Raw genomic sequence first — 25,557 nt, forward strand, 5'->3', positions numbered from 1 at the left:
ACCGTAGGTGACGCAGACCATCAGTCGCAGCGGCCGGCGGGCAGGTGGCACCGCCGCTCCGTCAGGCAGTCCCCCTGCTACCGGCCGCAAGCCGTGGCGCCGCCGCGACCGCGCGATCGCGAGCGTGGCCGTCCTGCCCCTCCTGCTGCCTTTCGTCCTGTTCGCTCTGGTGCCCATCGGCTACGTCGTCTACCTCAGTTTCACCAAGTACAACGGCGTTCTCGACCCGGTCTGGGTGGGCCTGAGCAACTACGAGATCCTCATCACGGACACGGTGTGGTGGCGGTCGGTACGCAACACGCTGATCTTCGGTGCTGGGTCGGTGGTGTTCGAGATCCCGCTCGCGCTGGGCCTGGCGCTCCTGCTCAACAGGCGGGTGCGCTTCGGTGGCGGCTTCCGGGCGATCTTCTTCATCCCCAACGTGGTCTCCATCGCCGTGATCGGCATCGTCTTCTACTTCCTGCTGCGCCCGGTCGACGGCGTGATCAACGGCCTGCTCAGCTGGACGGGGCTGGTCCCCGAGCACTACGACTGGCTCGGCTCGGGACCGAGCGCGATGGCCAGCCTGATCGCGATCGGCGTGTGGTCCGGGTTCGGGGTCAACACGGTGTTCTTCCTTGTCGGTCTGCAGACGATCCCGAAGGAGGTGGTGGAGAGCGCCACCCTGGACGGTGCCACCGGCTGGAAGCACTTCTGGCACATCACGTTGCCGCTGCTGGCACCGATCCTGCGGGTGGTCATCATGCTCACGATTATCTTCACGATGCGCTCGTTCGACATCGTCAAGACCCTCACCGACGGCGGACCGGCGGGCCAGACCGAGGTGATGTTCACCTACCTGTTCGGCTACTTCTTCAGCCTCGATCGCGGCGCGCAGTACGGCTACGCCTCGGCGCTCGCAGTGGTCGCGAGCATCATCATCGCGATCATCTCCCTGATCTACATGCGGTTCAGCCGGGACGGAGGTTCCCGATGAGCCCGACGACGCAGATGCGCGGGGGATACCGTGCGCGCCAGCGCACCGCGAACGTGGCGACCTACATCATTCTGATCTCGGTGGCGATCCTCACGCTGCTGCCTCTCGTGTACGCCTTCTTCGCCTCCTTCAAACCACTGGACGAGCTGCTCTCACAGGGCGCGCAGCTCTTCCCGGAGGAGTGGACGACAGGCAGCTATCAGGAGGTCTGGGAGCTGGGTGGGTTCCAGCGCTACTTCATGAACTCCATCCTGGTGGCGGCGGGTGTGGTCGCGGTCGACTTCTTGATCGCCTCCCTGATCGGGTGGATGCTCGCCCGCAACCTCCTCGTCTACGGCCGCGCACTGTCCGCTGTCATGGCGAGCGTGCTCTTCATCGGCGTGGGCACCGCAACGCTGTACCCACGCTTCCTCATCGCCCAGGCTCTCGGTATCGACAACCTCATCGGCATCATCCTGGTGGAGGTCTCCGGCATGTCGGTGATCCACACCTTCCTGGTCCGGGCGTTCGTGCAGACCCTGCCACCGGAGCTGGAGGACGCCGCGCGCGTGGACGGCTGCCGGACCTTCGGGGTCTACCGCAGGATCTCCCTGCCCCTGATGCGACCGATCCTGACCACCACGGTGATCCTCGCTTTCCAGGCTGCGTGGAATAACTTCCAGATCCCGTACGTGTTCACGCTCGCTCAACCGGAGATGCGCACACTCGTCGTCGGCGTGTACGCCCTGCGAACAGGGGGTGAGGTGACCGATCCCTACCACCTGATGATCGCCGGAGCGATGGTGGTGATCGTCCCGATCGTGGTCGTGTTCCTGCTGTTGCAAAGGCACTTCATGCGCGGGATGACCGAAGGCGGCGTGAAGGCATGAACAGCGCAAGCGTTCTCGAGTCCCGCTGGCACCGTGTGCTCGCCGTGTACGCCGATCTGGTGAAACTGTGCGCAATCACCGCGCTGCTCAGCCTCGGGGTGGTCACCATCCCGGTCGCGCTCGCCACGGCCTACGACGGCGTCCGGCACCTGGTGCGCACTGGTGACCTTCCGCCCTCGGGCAGGGCTGTGCAGGAGCTGTGGCGCCCTGCCACCGTGACCGGTCTGCCGCCTCTTGCCCTCGGAGCCGGAGCGGTCCTCATCGTGGTGCGCTCGCCGTCGCCCTTTCTCAGCGCGGCCGCCCTGGCCATCGCAGTGATCACGATCATCGTGCTCGTGCGTGCCGCGGCCACGATCTCCCGTTCACCCGGAGCGACCGATGCTGCGGCGTGGCAGAGGGTGCTGCGCGATCTCGTGCTGTACCCCGCGCAGACCGTGCTTCTCGTCCTGCCATGGGCAGTGGTCGCCCTCGTCGTGGTGTTCGTGCCGGTAGCGATGACGGTCCCGCTCTGGTGCGTCGCACTCTCCCTCCCACCGTGGGCCGGTGTGCTCACCGTCCGGTGGGCATCCACCCTCCTCACAACCCGTTCCACGCACGTCCTGACAGAGAGGTCAATCCCATGACACGACAACAGCTCCGGCGCCGTGGGCGCCTCCTCGGCGTCGGCGCCACCGTGGCCGCGCTGCTGGCCACTGCCGCATGCGGCGGCCCCGATACACCCGGTGGCGGAACAGAGGGTGGCGGCGTCGGCTCCGAAGGTCCCGTGACCGTCTGGACCGACAGCGGCGTCGACGCCCAGCTCGTGGAGCAGTATCTGAGCGACTGGGCCGAGGAGAACGGTGTCGACCTGACCGTCGAGCACCAGGTGGGCAACGAGTACCAGCAGACCATCCAGTTGGCGTTGCAGACCGGGAACGGCCCGGACGTGTTCGCCGGCAACCGCACCAACGTGCTCATCGCAGCCGGCTACGTGATGCCGCTGGACGACTTCGTCACCGACGACATCCGCGAGGCATACGGCGACCTGCTCGACCCGCCGCAGACCTACATGTCGGGCGGGAGCCTGTACACCCTCCCCAGTTCGATCACGACGACGAGGCTGGCCTACAACCGGGACATCTTCACCGCGGCCGGTCTCGATCCGGATGCCCCGCCCGAGACCCTGGGTGAAATGCGCGAAGCCTGCGAGGCGATCGTCGCGGCCGGAGACGCGTCCTGTGTCGGCGTCCCGCTGAACTGGAACGGCTTCGCCACGTGGTATGTCGACCGGATGGCGGCCTCCTCCGACGACGATCTGACCGTGCAGGGCGCGTTCCGGCTCAGCGAGCAGCAGTACGACTTCAGTGTCTACGAACCCGTGATCGAGTTCTTCCGCGAGGCAGTGGCGCAGGGCTGGGCCTACCCCGGCGCCAGCTCTGTGGCCAACGACATCATCCGCACCGAGTTCGCCGCCGGAAACATCGGGATGGTGATGTCGGCCTCCTGGGACGTCGGGGAACTCAACGAGGTCCTGAACACCGAGATCGGCTGGTCGGCCAGCAACATTCCGGTGCCCGACGGTGCGGAGTTCGTGCAGAACCTCGGCAGCAGCGGTGGCGGCTGGGCGATCAATGCCGCGACCGAAGCACCCGAGACTGCCGGGGCGATCGTGATGGCCCTCGCGAGCCCCGAGGTCGCCGAGATGAACGCCGCTGAGTTCGCCACCATGCCGATCCGCCCCGACGTCGAGATGCCGGACCGCGACGACCAGCTCCTCGACTACGCGCCGACCGATACCGACAACCCGACCCTCAACTCTCCCGTCGCAGGGCTCGCGATCCAGGGAGAGACCTATCGGGATGTCCTCACCGCGCTCGTGCTCGGCGATGAGGAGATCGCGCCAGCGCTGCAAGAGCTCACCGACCGCTACAACGCCGCCCTCGACGAGGCCGTGGAGGACGGTTCGGTGAACCTGGCTGACTACGCCGGGTCCTGACGCATCACCCACGGTTCGGCGGTCGGGTACCGGCTCGACCGCCGAACCGACCCGCAGACCGACATCCCACGAACGCCTGGAGACCCTTGATGCCACGAGATGGACAGCACCGTCCGGACCTGCCGGACGTGGTGGTCATCCACTGCCACGACCTGGGCAGACACCTCGGCTGTTACGGTGCCGCCACCGTGGCCTCCCCCCACCTCGACGCACTGGCCGCCGAAGGTGTGCTGCTCGAGCAGATGTTCGCCGCCGCTCCGCAATGCAGCCCCTCGCGCGCTGCGCTGTTCACCGGCCGGTGGCCGCATACCGCCGGTGTGCTCGGCCTGACGCACCACACCTTCGGCTGGGACCTGAACGCGGGTGAGAAGCACCTGGCCCGGCACCTCGGCGAGGCCGGATACCGCACCGAGCTTGTCGGGGTGATGCACGAGGCGCGGCGCGGCAGCAACGAGCAGATCGCCGCCGCCCTCGGGATCGACAGGGTCAGGACCGGGGGGCGGCACATGCAGGTCGCGGAGGCTGCCGAGGAGGCGGTTGCGCGGCTGGCCGGCGAGCCGGAGCCGTACTACCTGCAGGTCGGGTTCTCCGAACCGCACCGGTTGCCCGGAGAGCACGACGCCCCGGGCGTGATGGGTTTCCTGGGCGACGAGATCAGCCCCGACCAGAGTCTGGGTGTCCAGGTGCCGGCTTACCTGGAGGACACCGCGTCCGCCCGCGAGGAGGTGGCCGAGCTGCAGGGCGCCATCCGGGCGATGGACAGCGCTTCCGGCCGGGTGCTCGCGGCGATCGAGGCCGGTGGGCGTGCACACAACACCGTGGTGGTGTTCACCACCGACCATGGCCTTGCCCTGCCGCGCGCCAAGTGCTCGCTCTACGACCCGGGTCTTGAGGTGGCGTTCATCGTCCGTTGGCCGGCCGGTGGGTGGGACGGCGGACGCCGCCTGCACCGCGCGCGCACCAATATCGACGTCGTCCCCACCCTGCTGGATGCGCTCGGGCTCGAATCCACGGATGCGCCCCCGATGCACGGGGAGAGCTTCGCCGCAGACCTGGGCGGCGCCTTGGAGGTGGATGACCCCGAGGAGGTGATCTACGGTGAGATGACGTACCACGACTACTACGACCCACGGCGGTGCATCCGCACCCCCCGGGCCAAGCTCATCGTGAACTTCACCTCGGCCCCGGAGTTCATGGACCCGAGCCAGTCCTGGAACCGCCGATGCGTGCCCGTCGAGCGCCGGAACGGCAACGCCGGATCGCACCCTACGGTCGAGCTGTACGACCTCCTCGCCGATCCGCTGGAGCTGACCAACATGGCCGAGGACCCGGCCTACGCTCAGACGCGTGCCGACCTGCTGCGCCAGCTCGGCGACTGGATGCTGCAGACCCAGGATCCGCTGCTGGACGGAGCGGTGACCTCGCCGCTGCACCAGGACAGCCTGAAGGCGGTCCGGGGGTGAGTGACCGCGTGACGTTCCGCGTTCCGTGCGCCGGTCCGGTGCTACTGCCTGCGCTCAACGCCTGGGGTCAGGACGTCTACCTCCAGCAGGCGGACTTCGAGCTCGACCCGGTCACGGTCGCGGCGTCGTCCACGTCGGGGTCTCCCGTGCTCCTGGCCGAGGGTCTGTTCGTGGGTGTTCTCTCACCGATGCCCGGGACGAGGTTTCGCCGGGTGGACGGTGTGCTGGAGGTCAGCTCCGAGGCCGACCTATTCGTGCGTACCGGTGCCGAACCGTTCGACGCCTGGGCCGAGTACTCCCGTGTGGTCATCGGCGGCGGGTGGCGCACCGGCCCGACCAGTGCTTTCCACGACGCGGTCGAGTACTGCACCTGGGTGGAGCAGAAGGCTCGAGCGACGCGGACCGGGGGGACGGCGCGCGAAGCACTCGACGAGGGGATGCTGAACGAGTTCCTGGACCGTATTGATGCGATGGACCTGCCGCGCGGCAAGGTGACCATCGACGACGGCTGGGCACCCGGGAACGCCCCGGGCGGGGTCGGTGACTGGGAGCCGGACACCGAGCGCTTCGCCGACCTGGACAAGACCGCGGCCCGCATCCGCGCCCGCGGGCACGTCCCCGGCCTGTGGTTCGCCCCAGGTCGCGCGGCGCTGCGATCGGCCTTCCGGGCCGCGGACCCGGCGGCCTTCCACCCGGTGGCCGATGGCGCCGCCGAGACGGGGAGCCGGGTGGCCGAGGAGTGCTACGCGGACGCCACCAGCACCGTTCTCGACCACTACCGCCGGGTATTCGGCCGGTACGCCGGGATGGGCTTCGAAAAGTTCAAGCTCGACCTGTACTACGGCCCGAAACACCGGATGACCTCCCAGCTGCAGCTCGCCTACGCCGCCATCAAGGAGATCGACCCCGGCCTGGAGGTGGAGCACCACGTGCCGGACGTGTTCGCCAGCAGATGGGCCGACGTCGTCCGCAGCAACGACGTCCTCGTCGGGCCCGGGCGGCCGTGGCGTTCGGTGGCCACGGCGCACTGGCTGATCACGCGCTGGTCGGCGCCCGACACGGTGGTCAACCTCGATCACATCGGTGGCAACGCGGCCGACGTGACGGCCGAGGACTTCTGCGCGCACCTGGACCTGATGGACGGTGAGTACGGGCACCCGGTGGTCAGCCTGCTTCCGGACCGGTTCGGTGACGAGGTCGTCCAGCGACTGCGGCACTCCCTGGCGACCCACCACGCGGCCAGGCCGTTGCAGACCAGACCGCCGGCTCCGCCGTCGTGGGAGGACTACCAGCAGGCACGGGCCGAGCTACGGGCACGGGAGGATGAGGCATGACCGCGGGCATGGTGCGCACGGACGACTACCACGTGGATGTCGCTGTGATCGGCGGGGGCCTGGCAGGAGTGTGCGCCGCGATCGCGGCGGCACGGCAAGGCGCGGACGTCGCCCTGGTGCAGAACCGCCCGGTGCTCGGCGGCAACTCCTCCAGCGAGGTGCGGGTGTGGGTGTGCGGTGCGACGGCGCACGGGGTGCACCACTTCGCGCGCGAGACCGGGATCATGGGCGAGCTGTTTGTGGAGAACCAGTTCACCAACCCCGAGGGCAACCCGTACTACTGGGACCTGGTGCTGCTCGAGGCCGTGCGCGCCGAGCCGCGGATCCAATTGTTCCTGAACACCGACGTGACCGACGTCGAGGCGAGCGGCCCGGACGATGCGCGCCGAATCCACGCCGTGACCGGGTGGCAGTCCGGATCCGAACGGCGTGTCCGCGTGAGCGCCGGCGCCTTCGTCGACGCCACCGGGGACGGGCTCGTGGGGTACCTCGCCGGTGCCTGGTACCGGCTCGGCCGGGAGGCCCGGGAGGTCTACGGGGAATCGTGGGCACCGGAGGTCGAGGACGGGGCGACGCTGGGATCGACGATCCTGTTCTACTCCACCGATGCCGGCCGGCCGGTGAAGTTCGTGCCGCCGTCCTTCGCCGTCGACATCATGAAGACCGCCATCCCGGAGCTGCGACCCATCAGCGTGGAGGCGAAGGGCTGCCGCTACTGGTGGATCGAGTGGGGCGGCGAGCTGGACGTGGTCGCCGACAACGAGCGCATCCGGGATGAGCTGCAGGGTGTGGTGTACGGGATCTGGGACTACATCAAGAACTCCGGGAGGTTCGACGCGGACAGCCTGACGTTGGAGTGGATCGGGTCGGTCCCGGGCAAGCGGGAGTACCGCAGGTTCGAAGGTGGGTACACGCTCACCCAGCACGACGTGCTCGACCAGACCGTGTTCGACGATCGCGTGGCCTTCGGGGGCTGGTCCATCGATCTGCATCCCCCGGGCGGGGTGTATGCCACGGAGAAGGGCTCGCGGCACTGGCACCCGGACGGGAACTATCACATCCCGCTGCGCTGCCTGTACTCGGCGAACGTGACGAACATGTGGATGGGGGGCCGCAACATCTCCGCTTCGCACGTGGCGTTCGGTTCGGTCCGGGTGATGGCCACCTGTGGCTTGACCGGTGAGGCCGCGGGTCTCGGTGCCGCGGTCGCGCTCGCGGAGGGGGTCAGTCCGGCCGAGCTGGCGACGCAGCGGTTCGACGTGATGCGGCGGGCGCTGATCCGTTCGGACGCGTCGGTGCTCGGCTTGGTGCACGAGGACCCGGCCGACCTGGCGCTGCAGGCCAGCGTGGACGTCTCCTCCACCTGGGACCGCGTGGAGGAGACCGGCGCCGTCTCGGGCTCCTACCCGCTGACGAACCATCTGGGGATCCTCGTGCCCGTGGCGCCGGCGATCGACGGGGTGCAGGTGCAAGTCGATGCCTCGCGGGACACCGAGTTGGTTGCGGAGCTCTGGAGAACCGGGGCGCCCCATGTCTACCTGCCGAAGCAGCAGGTGGCCGTGGAGCGCGTGGGTGTTCCCCAGGGGAAGGGTGGGTGGGTACGCCTTCCCCTGGCCTGGCGGCCGAAGACCGAGTGCAACGCGGTCATCGTGCTGAGGGCCAATCCGGACGTGACAGTCTGCCTGCAGGACGAACCGATCCCCGGGGTGGCCACGATCGGGCACAAACCCTTGCCCGATGGCGAAGCCATGCCGGAGATCTGGCGGTACTGGCGGCAGGCGCTCGAGCATCACGTGCCGCGGCTGCGGTTGGACGCACCGACGGCCGCGTATGCGCCGCGGCGTGCGGTCGGCGGCTACGCGCGCCCCTATGCTGGTCCGCAGATGTGGGTCTCCGCCCCGTTCGCGGAGGACCCCGAGCCCTGGCTGCAGCTGACCTGGCATGCTCCGGCCGATGTGGGCGAGGTGACGATTGTCTTCGACGACGATGTGCAGGAGGACCTCGTCAACCTGCACCGTCACCGCACACCGTTCGAGGTGCTGCCGACTCTGGTGCGCGACTACCGCGTCGAGGTGGTGCCGGAAGGCGCCGACGAGTGGCAGGTCGTGGCCGAGGTGACCGGGAACCGGGTCCGGCACCGCCGCCATGAGCTGTCGCGGCGGGTGACGCGGCTGCGGGTGGTCGTCTCGGCGACGAACGGTGTGCAATCCGCGCGGATCGTCTCGGTGCGGGCGTGGGCAACTGCCGGTCAGCAATGAGCATGCACAGCGCGAGAATCGCCTCCGGCTCCGGTGAGCCGGAGGCGCCATCGTCGACGGATTCCTCCGCGTGCACTTCTCGGACATGAGGGCCGATCCGGGTGGGAAGCCGAACCTGGCGACCGAGGAGACCCGGCCCGTGGCCGCGTGCGGACCGGCACGCTCCGCACCGCGTCGAAGGGAGCGAACCTCACCTCCCGTCGCTAGACTCTCCGAGTGACTGTTCGCCTGCATGATTCCGCCACTCGCGAGGTTCGTGACCTCGCGCCCCGACGACCGGGCCATGTGGGGATCTACCTGTGCGGCGCGACCGTCCAGGGGGCTCCCCACATCGGGCACCTGCGCTCGGCGATCGCCTTCGACATCCTGGTGCGCTGGCTGCGCCGATCGGGTCTTGAGGTGACCTTGATCCGCAATGTCACCGACATCGACGACAAGATCCTCGTCAAGTCGGCCGAGGCGGACGTGCCGTGGTGGGCCTGGGCACACCGGTTCGAGCGGGAGTTCGCCGCCGCCTACGCCGCGCTCGGGGTCCTCCCGCCCACCTACGAACCGCGGGCCACCGGCCATGTGCCGGAGATGATCGAGCTGATCGACCGGCTGATCGAGCGCGGTCACGCCTACCGCGGCGAGGAGGGCAACGTCTACTTCGACGTGCACTCCTGGGGGAAGTACGGAGCGCTCACCCGGCAGCTGCTGGAGAATCTCTCCGTCGACGAGGACGAGGCCTCCGACAAGCGAGACCCGCGCGACTTCGCCCTCTGGAAGGCCACCAAGCCCACCGACCCCGACGGCGCCGCATGGTCCACCCCGTGGGGCCGGGGCCGGCCCGGCTGGCACCTGGAGTGCTCGGCCATGGCCCGCAAGTACCTCGGTGAGGGCTTCGACATCCACGGCGGCGGGATTGACTTGCGCTTCCCGCACCACGAGAACGAGCTCGCACAATCGCAGGCCGCCGGGTGGGACTTCACCGAGCTGTGGATGCACAACGCCTGGGTGACCGTCGGTGGGGAGAAGATGAGCAAGTCGCTCGGGAACTCCCTCACGGTGGACGCCGTGCTCGAACGCACGTCCCCCGTGGTGCTCCGTTACGCCCTCGGCGCCGTGCACTACCGCTCCACGCTGGAGTTCACCGATGACACACTCGCCGAGTCGAGTGCTGCATGGGACAGGATCAGCCAGTTCGTGACCCGCGCCGGTGAACTCGCCGGCGTCGTCTCCGGCGAGGACGTCGCCAGCGCGAGGCTTCCCGAGGCGTTCAGCGCCGCCCTGGACGACGATCTCAACGTCTCCGCAGCGCTCGCCGTCGTGCACGAGCACGTCCGCCGCGGCAACACCGCCCTCGCCTCAGGTGAGGACGCCACTGTCGCCACCGAGGCGGTCGCAGTACGGGCGATGCTGTCCGTCCTGGGCCTGGACCCGCTCGCCGAGCCGTGGGCCGGTGAGGCAGCCCATGACGGCGGAGCTCACCACGCCCTGTCCGTTCTGGTCGAGGCTGTGCTCGCCGAACGAGCCGAGGCCCGTGCGGCCAAGGATTACCCCCGTGCCGATCTGTTGCGGGACCGCCTCGCGGAGGCGGGAATCGTCGTCGAAGACTCTGCCGGCGGCGTCCGGTGGAGCGTGAAGGGTGGCACCCGTGGCCGGTAACTCGAAGCGTCCGGGGGCCGTGCGCAAGCCCGGCTCCAAGAAGGGCGCGCAGGTCGGAACAGGCGGGCACCGGCGTAAGGCGCTCGAAGGCAAGGGCCCGACGCCCAAGGCCGAGGACCGCCCCTACCACCCGGCGCACAAGCGTAAGGCGGCGGCCGAACGTGCTGCCGGGAAGACCGCGGGGGGCGCTCGGAGGGTCCAGCGGGTAGCCAAGAGCCACGAGCTGGTCGTCGGCCGCAACTCGGCGGTGGAGGCGCTGCGCGCGCAGATCCCGGTCAGTGCCGTGTACCTCGCAGCGGGAATCGATGCCGATGACCGCACCCGGGAGATCGTGGCCGCCGTGGCGGCACGGAATCTGCCCGTCAAAGAGATCCGCAAACCCGAGCTCGACGCGCTGACCGACCGGGCCGTGCACCAAGGCGTGGCCCTGGAGGTTCCCGCCTACTCCTATGCCGACCCGGCGGATCTGCTCGACATCGCGGCCGAGCGCGGCGATGCGCCGCTGATCGTCGCGCTCGACGGCATCACCGATCCGCGCAACCTGGGAGCCACGTTGCGCTCGGCAGGAGCGTTCGGGGTGGACGGACTGGTGGTGCCCTCACGTCGCTCCGCTGGCGTGACGGCCACGGCGTGGAAGGTCTCCGCCGGTGCGGCTGCGCGGGTGCCGGTGGCGCGTGCGACGAACCTGGTGCGTGCGTTGCAGGACTACAAGAAGGCCGGTTGCTTCGTCGTCGGCCTCGATGGTCACGGCGAGACCCGGATCGGTGACCTGGAGCTGGCGACCGAGCCCCTGGTGGTGGTGCTGGGGTCGGAAGGGAAGGGCCTGAGCAGGCTCGTCCAGGAGACGTGCGACCTCGTGGTGTCCATCCCGATGGCCGCGGCCACCGAATCGCTCAACGCGGGCACCGCCGTCGGGATCGCGTTGTATGAGATCGCGCAGCGCCGGAATCGGTAGGCTCGGACATATGAGTACCTCGACGTCGTGGCACCGTTGTCAGGGACAGATCACGGCGCCGGAGCAGCAGGTGCTGCGGGCGGCCGGCTTCCTCGACGGTGCCCTGGTGGTCGCGATCCTGGAGGCCGATCCGGAGGAGCCGACGACGGTCACCGTCACGGTCGCCACCGACGACGAGCAGCGGGTCGCCGTTCTGAACGAGTCCCTGACCTCGGTCATCCCCGGACCTCCGCTGACCGAACTGGTCGAGGCGCTCGCCGCCGAGTGCCAGGGGCGTGCGCTCTTCGGTGACGTGACGGCAGGCGACGATGATGACGACGAGGACCCGTTCGAACCGCATCTGGATATCGCGAGCGTCACCGAACGCGCTGTGATCCTCACGCCGGCCACCGGCGAGGAGCTCGACGATCTCGCCACCGACGCGACGATGAACGTGTACGCGCTCTCGGTGGCCGGTGGCTCGGCGGTCCTGGTCGAGGACGTCGCTGGGATCGACGATCTGGGACTTCGTGAGGGACGTCTGCCGGCGGTCGTGCTCGAGCAGCGCACCGTGCGTGCGGCGCTCTCCGTGGTCGGTGCGATGAGCGCGCAGCACGTGTGGGGCCTGGAGCGAGCGACGATCCCGGACGGGCATCTTGCCGAGTCTTTCGCCGAGCAGGTGCTCGGCCTGGACCTGCTCCTCGACCGGGCGCAGGAGGCGTGGCCGGGCGACCGGGACCGGCTCCGCACCGCTCTCCTGGGCGAGGTGCAGTTCGCGGATGTGCTCGGCTCGCTTGGCCTGGACGACGAGGCCGTGCGGCTCACCCGGTTCCTTGAGGGGGAGACCACCGCCTCGGAGGTGGAGGGCGCGCAGCTCATCGAGCCGCTGACCGTGTCCGAGCAGGTGCGCAGGCGCGCCCACGTGGCGGCCGAGGATGCCCGGCGGGCCGCCCACCAGGCTCGCGAGGATGCGCGCGCACGTGCCCATCAGGCGGCCGAGGATGCCCGCACCGGGATGACGGCCTTCGCAGATGCGGCCGAGGAACCGGTGCGCACCTGGGCCCCGTACGTCGTTGCCGGGGTGGAGGCCGCGCTCGGCGGACTGCTCTGGCACCGGGCCTCCCGCCCGGGCACCCGCCAGGGGTGGGCGATCGCCGGCAAGGTGACGGCGGGTGTGCTCTGGGGTGGTGCCGTCGCCAACGTGGCGGCGGCTGTGTGGCCGCGCGTGCGCGGCGAGCGCTGAGCCGACTGCATCCGATGGCCGTGACGATGCGCCAGGTGGCGAGCCACGCCGGGGTGTCGTTGAAGACGGTCTCGAACGTCGTGAACCAGTACGAGCACGTCAGTGTCGCGATGCGGGCTCGGGTGATGGCGGCGATCGACGAGCTGGGCTATCAGATGAACGTCACCGCGCGGAACCTCAGCACCGGCCGGACCGGCATGCTCGCGCTCGCCGTACCGGAGTTGCGACTGCCGTATTTCGCCGAGCTTGCCGATGCGGTGATGAGCGCCGCCGACCGGCTCGGATACACGGTGCTCATCGAGCCGACCACCGGTGATCCCGCCGGTGAGCTCGAGGTGCTGCGCAGCCCCCGGCGCAGTATGACCGATGGGCTCATCTACTCCCCGACAGCGCTTCGTGAAGCCGACGCCGCCGCGCTGGCTGTCGACTTCCCGATGGTGCTGCTGGGGGAGCGCTCATTGCGCTCGGATGTGGACCATGTGGCCATGGCGAATGAGGCGGGTGGGACGATGCTCACCGAGCATCTGCTCGCGCGCGGGTGCCGCCGGATCGCGCTGATCGGTGCGCACGATGCGGAGGTGGGTGCCGGCTCACTGCGTGTGCGCGGTGTGCGGGCGGCACTCGCCCGCGCCGGGCTGGATCCGGACGGTCTGCCGTCGGCCGGTTCGCAACGATGGTCGAGGGAAACCGGTCGGGCCGCCGCTGCCGAGCTGCTGGCCCGGGGGGAGACGTTCGACGCTCTGGTGGCACTCAACGATGCGATGGCGCTGGGGGCGATGCGCGCGCTGTGGGACGCCGGAGTGGACGTGCCCGGTGAGGTGCGGGTGGCCGGCTTCGACGACATCGAGGACTCGGAGTATGCGCGACCATCACTGACCACGGTGAATCCGGGCCGGGAGGAGATCGCGCGCACGGCCGTCCGGCTGCTCGTCGATCGCATCGAGGGGCGAGCCGACGCGGCCTCTGAGCATCAGGTTCCGGCCGAACTGGTGGTTCGCGAGTCCACCGGCTGAGAGATCGCTGGCGTGAGGGCCTTGACATCGCCGCTGCGGCAAGTCACCATTTACACCGGTGTAAATTTCGAGTGACGAGCAACGGCGCATCGGAGCGCCGGGATGGAGCCGACATGGGAACTGTCAGGAACGCACAGGTGTGGGGGGCGCTGGCACTCGCCGGCCTGGTCGCACTGGCCGGATGCTCTCGCGGAGGTGCTGCTGAGTCCACCGGAGACGAAGGCGATGTCACCATCCGGTTCGCCTGGTGGGGCAACGACGAGCGTGCCGCCGTCACGAACGCGGCCGTGGACGCGTTCGAAGACGCGAACCCGGGCATCGTCGTCGAGACCGAGTTCATCGACTTCAACTCCTACTTCGACCGCCTCGCCACCGCGACCGCAGGCGGTGACGCGCCGGACGTCATCACGATGGGCGGGGCCTACCCGCGCGAGTACGGCGACCGCGGGGCGCTGCTTGATCTGGCCGAGGTCTCCGAGTGGCTCGACCTCACCGAGATCGATGACAGTGCCCTCGCCAACGGCTACTTCAGCGACACCCAGTACGGCGTGCCCACCGGCGCCAACACCTTCGGCGCGATCATCAACCGGGATCTGTTCGCCGATGCCGGCGTGCCGCTGCCCGATGACGAGACGTGGACTTGGGAGGACTACGCCGACCTCGCGGTGCAGATCAGCGAGGCCACCGACGAGGACACCTATGGTGCCCAGGACCCGACCGCGGCTGACATGCTGGACGTCTACCTCTATCAGCACACCGGGCAGGGCCTCTACACCGAGGAGGGAACGCTTGCCGCACCTGCTGAGGTGATCGCCGACTGGTTCACCCTCACCACCGCGTTGCGGGACAGCGGCGGCACGCCGTCGGCCTCCCTCACCTCGGAGCTGAGCACCCAGACGGCGCCCGAGCAGAGTCTGCTCGGCCAAGGTCGCGTTGCCATGGGCTTCGGCTGGTCGAACAGTATCGGCGCCCTGCGTGAGGCATCCGGTGACGACATCGTGCCCGTGCGGGTCCCCGGGGACTCCGGTGAGCACGGTTCGGGCATGTGGCTGCAGGCGTCGCAGCTGTACACGATCAGCTCGGGAACCGAGCACCCGGCGGCAGCCGCGCGGCTCGTGGACTTCCTGGTCAGCAGCACCGAGGCGGCCGACCACATCGGCACCGATCGTGGCATCCCGTCCCACCCCGAGATCCGCGAGCACCTTGCGTCCGCAGGGCTGGAGGAGAACACTCAGATCGAGTTCGACTTCATCGGGAGGGTGAGCGAGTTCGTGGACGGCCATTTCGTGATCGGGCCGACCGGCTCCACTGAGACCGCGCTGATCGTGGACCGGCTCAATGACGCGGTGCTCTTCGACGAGATCACCCCCGAGCAGGCAGGCGAGCAGTTCGTGGACGAGGTCACGGAGGCCATCTCCTGAGAACCCAGCACTCGGTGAGGAGAATCGATCGGCGGGCGCTCGTCGAGCGGCACTGCGTTGAGGTGGACGGAAGTGATCCCCGCTCGCCCCTGAGCGTGGGCAACGGGGAGCACTGCCTGACGTTGGACGTGACCGGCACGCAGACCCTCCCTGAGTGCTACCCAGTGGCTGATCCTGCTGGGGGGCCCGACGGGACGCTGCTCGGGACGTTCACCCAGTGGGCGTGGCACTCGACGCCTCGCCCGCCGGGCGCCGAACTCGACGCCTTCCGTCGGCCCTACAGCACTGCACGCGGTCCGGTGCCCTACGTCGACGCACCACCGCTGAGCCGCGACGACTCGGGCCTGGATCCTGCGCTGCTCTGGCTCCGGTCCAATCCGCACCGCCTGCACCTGTACCGGATCGGCTGGGTGTTGACCGACGGGTTCCGGCAGCCGCACAGCGGTGAGATCACCGGGCATCAGCGGCTCGACCTGTGGACCGGGACTGCGCGCTCCCAGGTGCGCCTGGCTGGGCATCCGCTCACGGTGCGTACCGCATGCCATCCGGTCAGGGACGCCGTCGGGTGGGTCGCCGACGTGCCTGCGGGCGCGGTGGCGCTGGAGCTGGAGTTTCCCTACGGATCCGAGGCGTGGAGCGGCGGAGCGGACTGGGCAAGTCCTGAGCGCCATCGCACCCGGGTGCGCTCTCGGGCGCGCGGCACCGAGGTGGTGCGCACCCTGGACGGCGCCGACCACCATCGCCTGCGCCTCTGGCACGGACCGGAGCTCACGGTCAGACAGGTGGCCGAGCATCGCCTCCTCCTGGTTCCGTCCGGGTCGACGATCGAGCTGGTGGTGGAGGTGCTGCCGATCGCGGCCCCGGTCGGCAGGCCGCTGACGGCGTCCGGTGTGCTGACCGCATCGGCGCGGCACTGGCCGGGGTTCTGGAGGTCAGGTGGTGCCCTGGACCTGCACGGGTCGGATGATCCGCGTGCCGGGGAGTTGGAGCGCCGGGCCGTTCTCTCGCAGTACCTCACGGCGATCCACTGTGCAGGGTCGACGCCACCGGCCGAGACGGGCCTCATGGTCAACAGCTGGCGCGGGCGCTTCCACCTGGAGATGCACTACTGGCACGCGGCCCACTTTCCGCTGTGGGGAAGGCCGCAGCTGCTGGAACGGTCGATGCCCTGGTACCACCGGATCCTGGACGTGGCGCGGGGGATCGCCTCGGCGCAGGGATACGCCGGCGCCCGGTGGCCCAAGCAGGTTGCCCCGGATGGTCGTGAGAGTCCGAGCAACATCGGCCCGTTTCTGCTGTGGCAGCAACCGCACCCGATCCACCTCGCCGAGCTGCTGTACCGTGCGGGCTCGCCGGAGGTGGTCGAACGTCACGGTGAACTGGTCCTGGCCACTGCCGAGCTGATGGCCGATCTGGTGGAAGCCGGACCGGACGGGTACGCGCTCGGGCCGCCGCTGATACCGGCGCAGGAGTGCGACGCGGACCAACGCGAGCTGCTGCGTGATCCGCCGTTCGAGTTGGCCTACTGGCGTTGGGGGCTGGAGGTAGCGAACCGGTGGCGAGGCCATCTCGGTCTTCCGGTCGACCCGCGCTGGGCCGAGGTGTCAGCCTGGATGCGTCCCGCGCATGTGCGCGATGGGGTCTACGCAGCGGTGGGTGCACCGCCGTGGACCACGCGCCGTGATCACCCCTCGCACCTCTATGCCCTCGGTGTGGTGCCCGACACCGGGTACGTGGATCGGGCGACGATGTTGCGAACTCTCAAGGACGTGCTCGCGGACTGGGACTGGGAGAGCACCTGGGGCTGGGACTACCCGGCCATGGCGATGACGGCCGCCCGCTTGGGAGAGCAGGGACTCGCCGTCGATCTGCTGTTGGCAGACCGCCCGAAGAATGCCTACCTGCCGAACGGGCATAACTGGCAGACCGATTCGTTGCCGGCCTACCTTCCGGGCAACGGGGCGCTGCTCACCGCCCTGGCGCTCATGGCCGGTGGCTGGGACGGGGCGGACGGCATGGACGGCACGGACTCGTCAGCACCGGGTTTCCCGCAGAACCGGTCGTGGGTGGTGCGGCACGAGGGGCTGGTTCCGAGCCCATGAGGGTGCCCGCCCAATGATGTATCGTTGCATCATCAAGAGGACGACGGTTGGTTGTTCGACGCAACATATCTAGACTGTCGATAACCGTGACCTTCGAGGACGAGGATGGCTGTGACGACGCACGACACGCCCGCACGCCGGGCCCTGGTAGTACGAGGCGGCTGGGAGGGGCATGCTCCGGTCGAGGCGACCGACATGTTCCTGCCCTACCTGCGTGAGCACGGGTTCGAGGTAGAGGTGCACGACTCCCTCGACGTCTATGCCGACGCCGAGGTCATGGCCGCGACCGATCTGATCGTGCAGTGCTGGACGATGGGCACGATCGAGAAGGATCAGTTCTCCGGCCTGGCTGCCACGGTCGCGGCGGGTACCGGGTTCGCCGGATGGCACGGCGGGATCGCCGACTCCTTCCGTAACACCAACCATTACCTCCACCTGGTAGGCGGCCAGTTCGCCACCCACCCCTCCCGTCCGGCCGAGCAGTGCGTCGGGGAGCAGCAGGACAACTACCTGCCGCACCGGGTGAACGTCACCTCCGACCATGAGGTGGTCGCCGGTATCGAGGACTTCGACCTGGACACCGAGCAGTACTGGGTGCTCACCGACGATCTCATCGACGTGCACGCCACCACCACCCACCCCGCGCGCGAGGACCAGCCGTGGCACCGCGAGGTCACCTGCCCGGCGGTGTGGACGCGTAACTGGGGTGAGGGGCGCGTCTTCGTGGCCACCCCCGGGCACTCGGTGGACGTGCTCGAGCACCCGAGTGTGCGCACCATCATCGAGCGCGGACTGCTGTGGGCGGCGCGCGAGCAGGCGGGGGAGCAGAGATGAACGTGCGCATCGGCATCGTCGGCCTGGGCAAAATCCTCGACCAGTACCTCGCTACCTTCGATCGGCTCCCGAACGCCCGGGTCACGGCGGTCGCGGATCTGAACGCGGCACGCGCCGAGGAGGTCGCCGCCCAGGTGGGTGCGCGGGCTCTCAGCGTCGAGGCGCTGGTCGCCGATCCTGAGGTGGACGTGGTGCTCAACCTGACGATCCCCGCCGCGCACGCCGAGATCGCACACGCGGCGATCGCCGCTGGGAAGCCGGTGTACTCCGAGAAGCCGTTGGCGGCCACCACGGCCGACGGGATCGGAGTGCTGGAGGCGGCGCGGGCTGCCGGGATCCGCGTCGGGGGAGCGCCGGACACAGTGCTGGGCGCGGGGATCCAGACCGCACGAGCCGCCGTCGACGCCGGACGCATCGGTACCCCCACGTCGGCGACGGCCACCTTCGCCTGCCCGGGGCACGAGTCCTGGCACCCGAATCCGGACTTCTACTACCAGGCCGGTGGCGGCCCGCTGCTGGACATGGGTCCCTACTATCTGACGACGCTGGTAACCCTGCTGGGTGAGGTGACGTCCGTCGTCGGGGCCTCAGGCGCGGCGCACGAATCCCGCACGATCGGCTCTGGCCCGCGGGCGGGGGAAAGCGTACCGGTGGACGTGGCCACGCACGTGACAGGCATTCTCACCCATGCCAGTGGTGCGATCTCGACGGTGGTCATGAGCTTCGACACGGCCGGTACGGAGGCGCCGAAGATCGAGGTGCACGGGACGAAGGGATCGCTGAGCGTGCCGGACCCCAACCGGTTCGACGGCGACGTCCGGCTACGCGAGCTCGGTTCGCCCGAGTGGGCGGTGCTGGAGCCCTCAGCCGGTGACATCCCCGGCGGTCGCGGGATCGGCGTCGTGGACATGATGGTGGCTGAGAACGAGGCCGGGGTGCGGGCCTCGGGCGATCTCGCGTTGCATGTGCTTGAGATGATGGAGGGGATGCTCAGCTCTGCTGAGACGGGCCAGGCGGTCAGAATCTCCTCCCGGGTGGAGCGTCCGGCCCCGGTGCCCCTCACCACCACCCACCCCTAGCGGGTGCTGCCGCGGGTGAGGAGCCGGTGGGGCACCACCACCTCCGCTGGGGGCGTGCCGGCCCCTTCGATCCGGGCGATCACGAGGTCGACGGCGGCCCTCGCCACCGTGCGAACGTCCAGGTCGACCGTGGTCAGCGGGGGTGAGGTGTAGGCGCCTTCGTCGATCCCGTCCCAGCCGATCACCTGGACCTCGCCGGGGACGTCGCTTCCCAGCTCGCGCAACGCGTGCAGGGCGCCGACGGCGAGGATGTCGCTGGCACACACGAGGGCGTCGAACGGGCGGTCGGCCCGGTGCAGGTCCGTGACCGCTCGTGCCCCCGCGGCGCGGGTGTAGTGCGGTGTGCGGACGATCAGGTCCTCGCTCGCTCGCGACCCGAGTGCGTCCATGAAGCCCTCGGCCCGCAGCCAGCCCGTGCCGTACCGGTGCCCCGGGTCGGCGCCCAGGAACAGCGGGCTCGTCGACCCGCCGGCGAGGACGTGCTCGGTGGCCTCACGGGCGGCACGGTGGTTGTCGTAGATCACGTGGTCCAGTGGTGAGTCGGCCACGCGTTCGCCCAGCAGCACCAGCGGCACATGACTCTGCGCGGTCACGATGCTGGCGCCGTCCAGTGCGACGGGGCTGAGGATGACGCCGTCGGCCACCTGGGTATCGAATCCTCGTAGGGCTGCCCGTTCACGTGCTTCGTCTCCGCGGGTCTCCGTGATCAGCGCCGTGTACCCGCGCTCGGCGGCTGCTGCAAGCACCTCGTGCGCGAGGTCGGCGAAGTAGGGCGTGGTCAGTTCGGAGACGGCGAGAGCGATGATGAACGAGCGGCCGTACCGGAGCTGACGGCCGGCGGCGCTGCGGCGGTACCCGAGATCGGCGATCGCCTGCTCGACGCGTTCGCGGGTCGCGGGGCGCACGTTGATCTGCCCGTTCATCACGTTCGAGACCGTCTTCCAGGAGACTCCGGCACGTGCGGCGACGTCCTTGATGCTGGGTGGGCGCTGCGGACCGGGCTCCTCGGGCACGTCGGGTGATCCCTCTCTTGACGGGCGGACACTCTGCCACCTACGGTAGCGGAGACGACGATTACAACGTGAGAATCCAAATGCTGGATTCTTCCCCGAGACGATGAGGTTGCGCCATGACCGCCGAGATCCCCCGCCCGGAGCACCCTCGCCCGCAGGTCGTCCGCGACACCTGGATCAACCTCAACGGCCGCTGGGACTTCGAGTTCGACCCGGGTGACTCCGGGCTTGAACGTGGACTGCTCGAGACGGCTCTCAGCGGGACGATCGTGGTGCCCTTCGCTCCCGAGTCCGAGCTCTCGGGAATCGGTGACGTCGATTTCCACGAGGCTGTCTGGTACCGGCGGGAGGTGACGATCCCGGCCGGGTGGGCCGGTCTGCGGCCACAGCTCCACTTCGCCGCTGTCGACCATGACGCCACCGTGTGGGTGAACGGGAACGAGGTGGTGCGCCACCGGGGCGGCTTCACGCCGTTCACCGCCGACCTGACAGGTCTCGCCGAGGCCGGTCAGACGGTCACCGTGACCGTGCGGGCGCGGGACCCCCGCCGGGGGCCGCAGGCGCGGGGCAAACAGGCCACCTGGTACGCCAACACCGGCTGCCACTACACGCGCACCACCGGCATCTGGCAGACCGTGTGGCTCGAAGGTGTCCCCGAGGTGGCGATCGGACGCCCCCGGATCACTCCGGACGTGGCCGGCGGCCGGTTCCACGTGAGCGTGCCACTGACGGCGAACCGTCCCGGGCAGCGCGTGCGCGTCGAGGTGCGCGACGAGGCGGGCGTGGTGGCCGCGGACGAGGTGGCAGCGGATCTGGATCTGGCGCCGGCCGCCGTCGTGAACCTCCCGGCCGAGCGGGTGCACCTGTGGCAGCCCGGCGACCCCCACCTGTATGACGTGGACATCACCCTCCTAGATGGCGACACCGTGCTGGACCAGGTGGCCAGCTACGCCGGGCTCCGGTCGGTGAGCATCGACGGACGCAAGATCCTGCTCAACGGCAAGCCCGTCTTCCAGCGGCTCGTGCTGGACCAGGGGTACTGGCCCGAGAGTCTGATGACAGCACCGAGTGAGGAGGCGCTGGTGCGCGACATCGAGCTCTCCCTGGCTGCCGGGTTCAACGGGGCACGGCTGCACCAGAAGGTGTTCGAGGAGCGCTTCCTGTACCACGCCGACCGTCTCGGCTACCTGGTGTGGGGCGAGTTCGGCGACTGGGGTATCAGCGGCCATGGCACCCCGGGCGACCATCAGCAGCCGACGGCGTCCTTCGTCACCCAGTGGCTGGAGGCGGTGGAGCGCGACTACTCCCACCCTTCGATCATCGGGTGGTGCCCGCTGAACGAGACCTACCAGCACCTGCACGACCGGATCACCCAGCTGGACGACGTCACGCGCGCGATGTTCCTGGCCACCAAGGCCATGGACACCACCCGGCCCGTGCTGGACGCCTCCGGCTATTCCCACCGCGTGATCGAGACCGACGTGTGGGACTCCCACAACTACACCCAGGATCCGGAGCAGTTCGCCCGTGAGGTCGGTGGCCTGGCCCGCGGGGAGGCCCACACGAACACCGACGATGGCGCCACGATCTCCCAGCCGTACGCCGGGCAGCCGTACTTCGTCAGCGAGTACGGGGGCATCTGGTGGAACCCCGAGCGCGCAGCCGAGGCACTCGGCACGAAGCGCGACGACTCCTGGGGATACGGCGACCGGGTGCGCGACGAGGAAGGCTTCCACGAGCGTTTCGCGGGTCTGACGAACGCGCTCCTGGATGATCCGGAGATGTTCGGCTACTGCTACACCCAGCTCACCGACGTCTTCCAGGAGGAGAACGGGATCTACCGCTTCGACCGGTCGGAGAAGCTGGACGTCTCCCGGGTACGGGCAGTGCAAGAGCGTCCGGCAGCGTTCGAACGGGAGGGCTGAGGCCTCAGACGTCCTCGCCCAGCGCCCGCAGGGTGGCGGTGTCCAGACCGAGGATCGCCTCCTCGTCGGGGCGGTGCTGGAGCACGGTCTCGATGTAGTGCGGCACGACTTCGCTCATCGGGATGTCGTGCCCGGCCTCCTGCGCCATGAACCAGCGGTGCTCGAGCACCTCGTGGTAGATCTCGGCCGGTTCGAGCTTGCCGCGCATGTCCCGCGGGATCGCGCGCACAGTCGGCTCGAAGACATCCGCGAGCCACTCGTGGGCGACGAACTCCTCGTCCTCGTTCTGCTGCTCGGTGGCGGCCTGGTAGGTGTCCATATCGTTGAGGAGCCGGCGGGCCTGGTTCTCCTCCACGTCCAGCCCGGTCAGGCGCATCAGCCGCCGGTGGTGGTGGCCCGGGTCGACGACCTTCGGCTGGATGGACAAGGTGGTGCCGTCGATATCGGTCGTCATCTGCACTTCGCCGACGTCGTAGCCGAGCTGGTTCAGGCGCTGGATCCGCGCTGCGACCCGCCACCGATCGTCGGCGCCGAACTCCTCGACCCCGAGGAGCTCGTTCCACAGTTCCCGGTAGCGGGTGACGATCATCTCGCCCACGGCCACGGTGTCGACATCATCGACCAGCAGTTCCCCGGCCTCCAGGTCCATCAGCTCGCCGATGATGTTCACCCGCGCGATCTCGAGGTCGTACTCGCGCTGACCGTCGGTGAGGGTGTCGTGCAGGTCGCCGGTCTCAGCGTCCACGAGATAGGCGGCGAACTCGCCCGCGTCGCGCCGGAAGAGGGTGTTGGAGAGGGAGACATCGCCCCAGTAGAAGCCGGTCAGGTGCAGACGCACGAGTAATACGGCAAGCGCGTCGATCAACCGGGTGGCGGTGTCCGGGGCGAGGTACCGGCTGAACAGGGCGCGGTAAGGCAGGGAGAACTTCAGGTGCTGGGTGATCAGCACCGGGCTCAGCTCCTCGCCCTCGGGGGTGCTGCGCCCGGCGATCACCCCGACCGGCTCCACGGCAGGGACATCCAGCTTCTGCAGGTCGCGCAGCAGCTGGTACTCGCGATAGGCGACCGATTCGCCGATCTCCTTGACGGCAAGTACCTTGCCCGACAGACGCACGAAACGCACCACGTGCCGGGAGATACCGCGGGGAAGTGCGGCGAGATTCTCGGCCGGCCAGTCCTCGAGTGCGATGTGCCACGGCAGATCCAGGATGGCTGGATCCGGGGAGGCGGAGGTGATCTGCAAGGACTGCGGCATGGTCCTAGTCTCTCAGGTTCGGCGTTTGCGGCACCCTCTCGCCTGGGGCGGGTGCCCGGACATGCGAAACGGGGGCGGGCCGCAGTGGCCCGCCCCCGTTCCAGGGCTAGTGCGCCCGGATCACTCCGGCAGACGCTGGCCGGTGGCGGAGGAGAACAGGTGCTTCTGACCGTCCTCAATCTTGATGTAGACCGTGTCACCCTTCATCGGGGGGTTGCGCGGCTCGACGCGCACGATCACCTGGGCGTCGCCGGCACCGGAGGAGATGTGCTCGGAGGCCTCCTTGTCGAGCATCTCACCGTAGACGAAGGCGTCCGAGCCGAGCTCCTCGACCAGGTTCACCTTGATGCCGAACGATGCCTCGGTGCCCTCGGAGACGAGGTGCGTGGCCTCCGGGCGGAAGCCAAGGGTGATCTCGCCCTTGTCCTCCTCGGTGATCGCATCGAGGGTGGTGCGGGTCAGCGGGATGTGCGCCCCGCCGAGGTTGGCCTTGCCGTCGGCGACCTTGAAGGATCCCAGGTTCATGGCCGGGGAGCCGATGAAGCCAGCGACGAACACGTTCTGCGGTGTGTCGTACATGTCACGCGGGGTACCGACCTGCTGCAGCACACCGTCCTTGAGCACGCAGATCCGGTCACCCATCGTGAGGGCCTCCGTCTGGTCGTGCGTCACGTACACGGTGGTGACGCCGAGACGGCGCTGGAGCGAGGCGATCTGGGTACGGGTCTGCACACGCAACTTCGCGTCCAGGTTCGACAGCGGCTCGTCCATGAGGAACACCTGCGGCTGACGCACGATCGCGCGGCCCATGGCCACACGCTGACGCTGACCACCGGAGAGTGCCTTCGGCTTACGGTCCAGGTACTCGCTCAGGTCGAGGATCTTGGCGGCCTCTTCGACGCGCTGGCGGATCTCAGCCTTCGGCTTGCCGGCGATCTTGAGTGCGAAGCCCATGTTGTCGGCGACGGACATGTGCGGGTACAGCGCGTAGTTCTGGAACACCATCGCGATGTCGCGGTCCTTGGGCTGAACGTCGGTGACGTCGCGGTCACCGATGAGGATGCGGCCGGAGTTGACGTCCTCGAGACCGGCGAGCATGCGCAGGGACGTGGACTTACCGCAGCCGGAGGGGCCGACGAGAACGAGGAACTCGCCGTCCTCGACCTCGAGGTTGAGAGCGTCCACCGCGGGGCGCTCGGTGCCGGGGTAGATCCGGCTTGCGTGGTCATAGGTCACAGTTGCCATGACTGCGTCTTTCCCTTCACCGGCAGGTACGTGCCGGACGATCCGTTGTGAAGAGTGCCATGCGAGTGTCTCCGCTGACACGGCACCACCAGTCGGAGGTACCGCGGATCATTGTGTCACAGGTTCACTCGTGGTGATGTGACGCCCGCCACGATGCGAGATCGGTGAGCACCCGTGCCATCGCCGGTTCGTCCGCCACCCGGAAGGGTGCCACGGTCTCGGCGTGACCCACCTTGATGCCGAGGTCACCTGGGCCCAGCGTGGCCAGTGCGGTCTCGTCGGTCACGTCGTCGCCGGCGTAGAGCACCGCCACGTCGCCGAGTCGCTCGCGCAGGGCTGTCAGCGCGGCTCCCTTGGTCACATCGACCACTGCGAGCTCCACCACCTGGTTTCCGCGCATCGCGTGCACGCCGGGCCAGTGCCCCGGCCCGTCGTGGGCCGCACGGAGGGCACGCTCGGCCACATCCTCGGCCGCGGTGCGGGTGTGCAGCACGGCCGCGGCCGGTTTGTGCTCCACCCAGGTGCCCGGCTGGAGCGCGGCGATACTCTCGACGGCGGAGGTCACCTCGGCGAGCAGGTCCGCCTCGGCCCCGGCGAGGGTGAACGGCACCCGCTGCAGCGTGCCGTCGGCGTCGAGCTCAGCGGTCTCCGCCCCGTGGCTGCCGACCAGCCAGGTACGGGCCGGAGGTTCAGCGAGGTCTCGCAGCTGCTCGAGCGGACGCCCGGAGACCAGGGCGAGCTGGACGCCGTCGGCTGTTGCGAGCCGGCGCAGTGCCTCACTCGCCTCCGGGAGCGGCCGGGCGTCGGCCGGGTCGGGGACGAACGGGGCCAGGCAGCCGTCGAAGTCCAGGGCGATCAGGACGCTGGGTGCGGCGGCGAAGGTGCGCAGCGCCTCGGCGAACGGAACCTGACCAAGGTGACCTACGCCGTCGGGAGTGACATCGGGGGATGCGGACACGGTGACCTCCTGG

At 69.0% G+C, this 25,557-nt stretch carries 20 protein-coding genes; 16 read left to right on the top strand and 4 right to left on the bottom strand.

Features of this window, described 5'->3' with window-relative positions; all coding sequences use genetic code 11:
- Positions 1–7 precede the first annotated feature (7 nt).
- The 15 genes from IM660_RS03800 (at position 8) to IM660_RS03870 (ending at position 19,148) form a co-directional block, all read left to right on the top strand.
- Complete coding sequence (locus IM660_RS03800; protein ID WP_193498094.1) at positions 8–976, top strand: carbohydrate ABC transporter permease; 969 nt, start codon at positions 8–10, stop codon at positions 974–976.
- Entirely contained in the window at positions 973–1,845 is an 873-nt protein-coding gene (locus IM660_RS03805; RefSeq protein WP_193498095.1) for a carbohydrate ABC transporter permease, read from the top strand. Before IM660_RS03800 ends, IM660_RS03805 begins: the two co-directional genes overlap by 4 nt.
- Positions 1,842–2,468, top strand: a complete 627-nt coding sequence (locus IM660_RS03810; protein WP_193498096.1) for a hypothetical protein — start codon at positions 1,842–1,844, stop codon at positions 2,466–2,468. Before IM660_RS03805 ends, IM660_RS03810 begins: the two co-directional genes overlap by 4 nt.
- A complete protein-coding gene (locus tag IM660_RS03815) occupies positions 2,465–3,820 on the top strand; it encodes an ABC transporter substrate-binding protein (protein WP_193498097.1) in 1,356 nt (451 codons plus the stop codon). Before IM660_RS03810 ends, IM660_RS03815 begins: the two co-directional genes overlap by 4 nt.
- An 89-nt stretch (positions 3,821–3,909) precedes the next feature.
- Entirely contained in the window at positions 3,910–5,283 is a 1,374-nt protein-coding gene (locus IM660_RS03820; protein WP_246465120.1) for a sulfatase family protein, read from the top strand.
- On the top strand, positions 5,280–6,617 hold the full coding sequence (locus IM660_RS03825; protein ID WP_193498098.1) for an alpha-amylase family protein: 1,338 nt from the start codon (positions 5,280–5,282) through the stop codon (positions 6,615–6,617). The genes IM660_RS03820 and IM660_RS03825 overlap by 4 nt, the downstream gene beginning before the upstream one ends.
- Positions 6,614–8,875, top strand: coding sequence for an FAD-dependent oxidoreductase (locus IM660_RS03830; protein ID WP_193498099.1), 2,262 nt, complete (start codon positions 6,614–6,616; stop codon positions 8,873–8,875). The genes IM660_RS03825 and IM660_RS03830 overlap by 4 nt, the downstream gene beginning before the upstream one ends.
- Positions 8,876–9,091: 216 nt before the next feature.
- A complete protein-coding gene (cysS, locus tag IM660_RS03835) occupies positions 9,092–10,522 on the top strand; it encodes a cysteine--tRNA ligase (RefSeq protein ID WP_193498100.1) in 1,431 nt (476 codons plus the stop codon).
- Positions 10,512–11,477 (top strand): 23S rRNA (guanosine(2251)-2'-O)-methyltransferase RlmB, encoded by a 966-nt coding sequence (gene rlmB, locus IM660_RS03840; RefSeq protein WP_193498101.1) that lies wholly within the window; start codon positions 10,512–10,514, stop codon positions 11,475–11,477. Before cysS ends, rlmB begins: the two co-directional genes overlap by 11 nt.
- 10 nt (positions 11,478–11,487) lie before the next feature.
- Positions 11,488–12,699, top strand: coding sequence for a hypothetical protein (locus IM660_RS03845; protein WP_193498102.1), 1,212 nt, complete (start codon positions 11,488–11,490; stop codon positions 12,697–12,699).
- Between the two features lie 14 nt (positions 12,700–12,713).
- Positions 12,714–13,712: a LacI family DNA-binding transcriptional regulator gene (locus IM660_RS03850; protein ID WP_193498103.1), complete on the top strand. Its 999-nt coding sequence runs from the start codon at positions 12,714–12,716 to the stop codon at positions 13,710–13,712.
- 113 nt (positions 13,713–13,825) lie between these two features.
- Entirely contained in the window at positions 13,826–15,133 is a 1,308-nt protein-coding gene (locus IM660_RS03855) for an ABC transporter substrate-binding protein (protein ID WP_193498104.1), read from the top strand.
- A gap of 14 nt (positions 15,134–15,147) precedes the next feature.
- Positions 15,148–17,235: a hypothetical protein gene (locus IM660_RS03860; RefSeq protein WP_246465122.1), complete on the top strand. Its 2,088-nt coding sequence runs from the start codon at positions 15,148–15,150 to the stop codon at positions 17,233–17,235.
- A 105-nt stretch (positions 17,236–17,340) separates the two neighbouring features.
- Positions 17,341–18,069: a ThuA domain-containing protein gene (locus IM660_RS03865; protein WP_193498105.1), complete on the top strand. Its 729-nt coding sequence runs from the start codon at positions 17,341–17,343 to the stop codon at positions 18,067–18,069.
- Positions 18,066–19,148: a Gfo/Idh/MocA family protein gene (locus IM660_RS03870; protein ID WP_193498106.1), complete on the top strand. Its 1,083-nt coding sequence runs from the start codon at positions 18,066–18,068 to the stop codon at positions 19,146–19,148. The genes IM660_RS03865 and IM660_RS03870 overlap by 4 nt, the downstream gene beginning before the upstream one ends.
- On the opposite strand, the gene IM660_RS03875 is transcribed toward IM660_RS03870, so the two are convergent.
- Positions 19,145–20,161, bottom strand: coding sequence for a LacI family DNA-binding transcriptional regulator (locus IM660_RS03875; protein ID WP_193498107.1), 1,017 nt, complete (start codon positions 20,159–20,161; stop codon positions 19,145–19,147). The genes IM660_RS03870 and IM660_RS03875 overlap by 4 nt on opposite strands.
- Positions 20,162–20,277: 116 nt before the next feature.
- Between IM660_RS03875 and IM660_RS03880 the strand changes: the two genes are divergently transcribed.
- Positions 20,278–22,086 (top strand): glycoside hydrolase family 2 protein, encoded by a 1,809-nt coding sequence (locus tag IM660_RS03880; RefSeq protein ID WP_193498108.1) that lies wholly within the window; start codon positions 20,278–20,280, stop codon positions 22,084–22,086.
- 4 nt (positions 22,087–22,090) lie between these two features.
- Here IM660_RS03880 and IM660_RS03885 read toward each other — a convergent pair whose 3' ends face one another.
- From IM660_RS03885 to otsB, 3 genes are all read right to left on the bottom strand, one after another.
- The gene (locus IM660_RS03885) at positions 22,091–23,341 is read right to left on the bottom strand and encodes a DUF4032 domain-containing protein (protein ID WP_193498109.1); all 1,251 of its coding nucleotides are present in this window, start codon (positions 23,339–23,341) and stop codon (positions 22,091–22,093) included.
- A gap of 120 nt (positions 23,342–23,461) precedes the next feature.
- The gene (locus tag IM660_RS03890) at positions 23,462–24,586 is read right to left on the bottom strand and encodes an ABC transporter ATP-binding protein (protein ID WP_193498110.1); all 1,125 of its coding nucleotides are present in this window, start codon (positions 24,584–24,586) and stop codon (positions 23,462–23,464) included.
- A 124-nt stretch (positions 24,587–24,710) separates the two neighbouring features.
- Complete coding sequence (otsB, locus tag IM660_RS03895; protein ID WP_246465124.1) at positions 24,711–25,544, bottom strand: trehalose-phosphatase; 834 nt, start codon at positions 25,542–25,544, stop codon at positions 24,711–24,713.
- Positions 25,545–25,557 lie beyond the last annotated feature (13 nt).

The sequence above is a fragment of the Ruania alkalisoli genome, assembly GCF_014960965.1.
GTDB lineage: Bacteria > Actinomycetota > Actinomycetes > Actinomycetales > Beutenbergiaceae > Ruania > Ruania alkalisoli.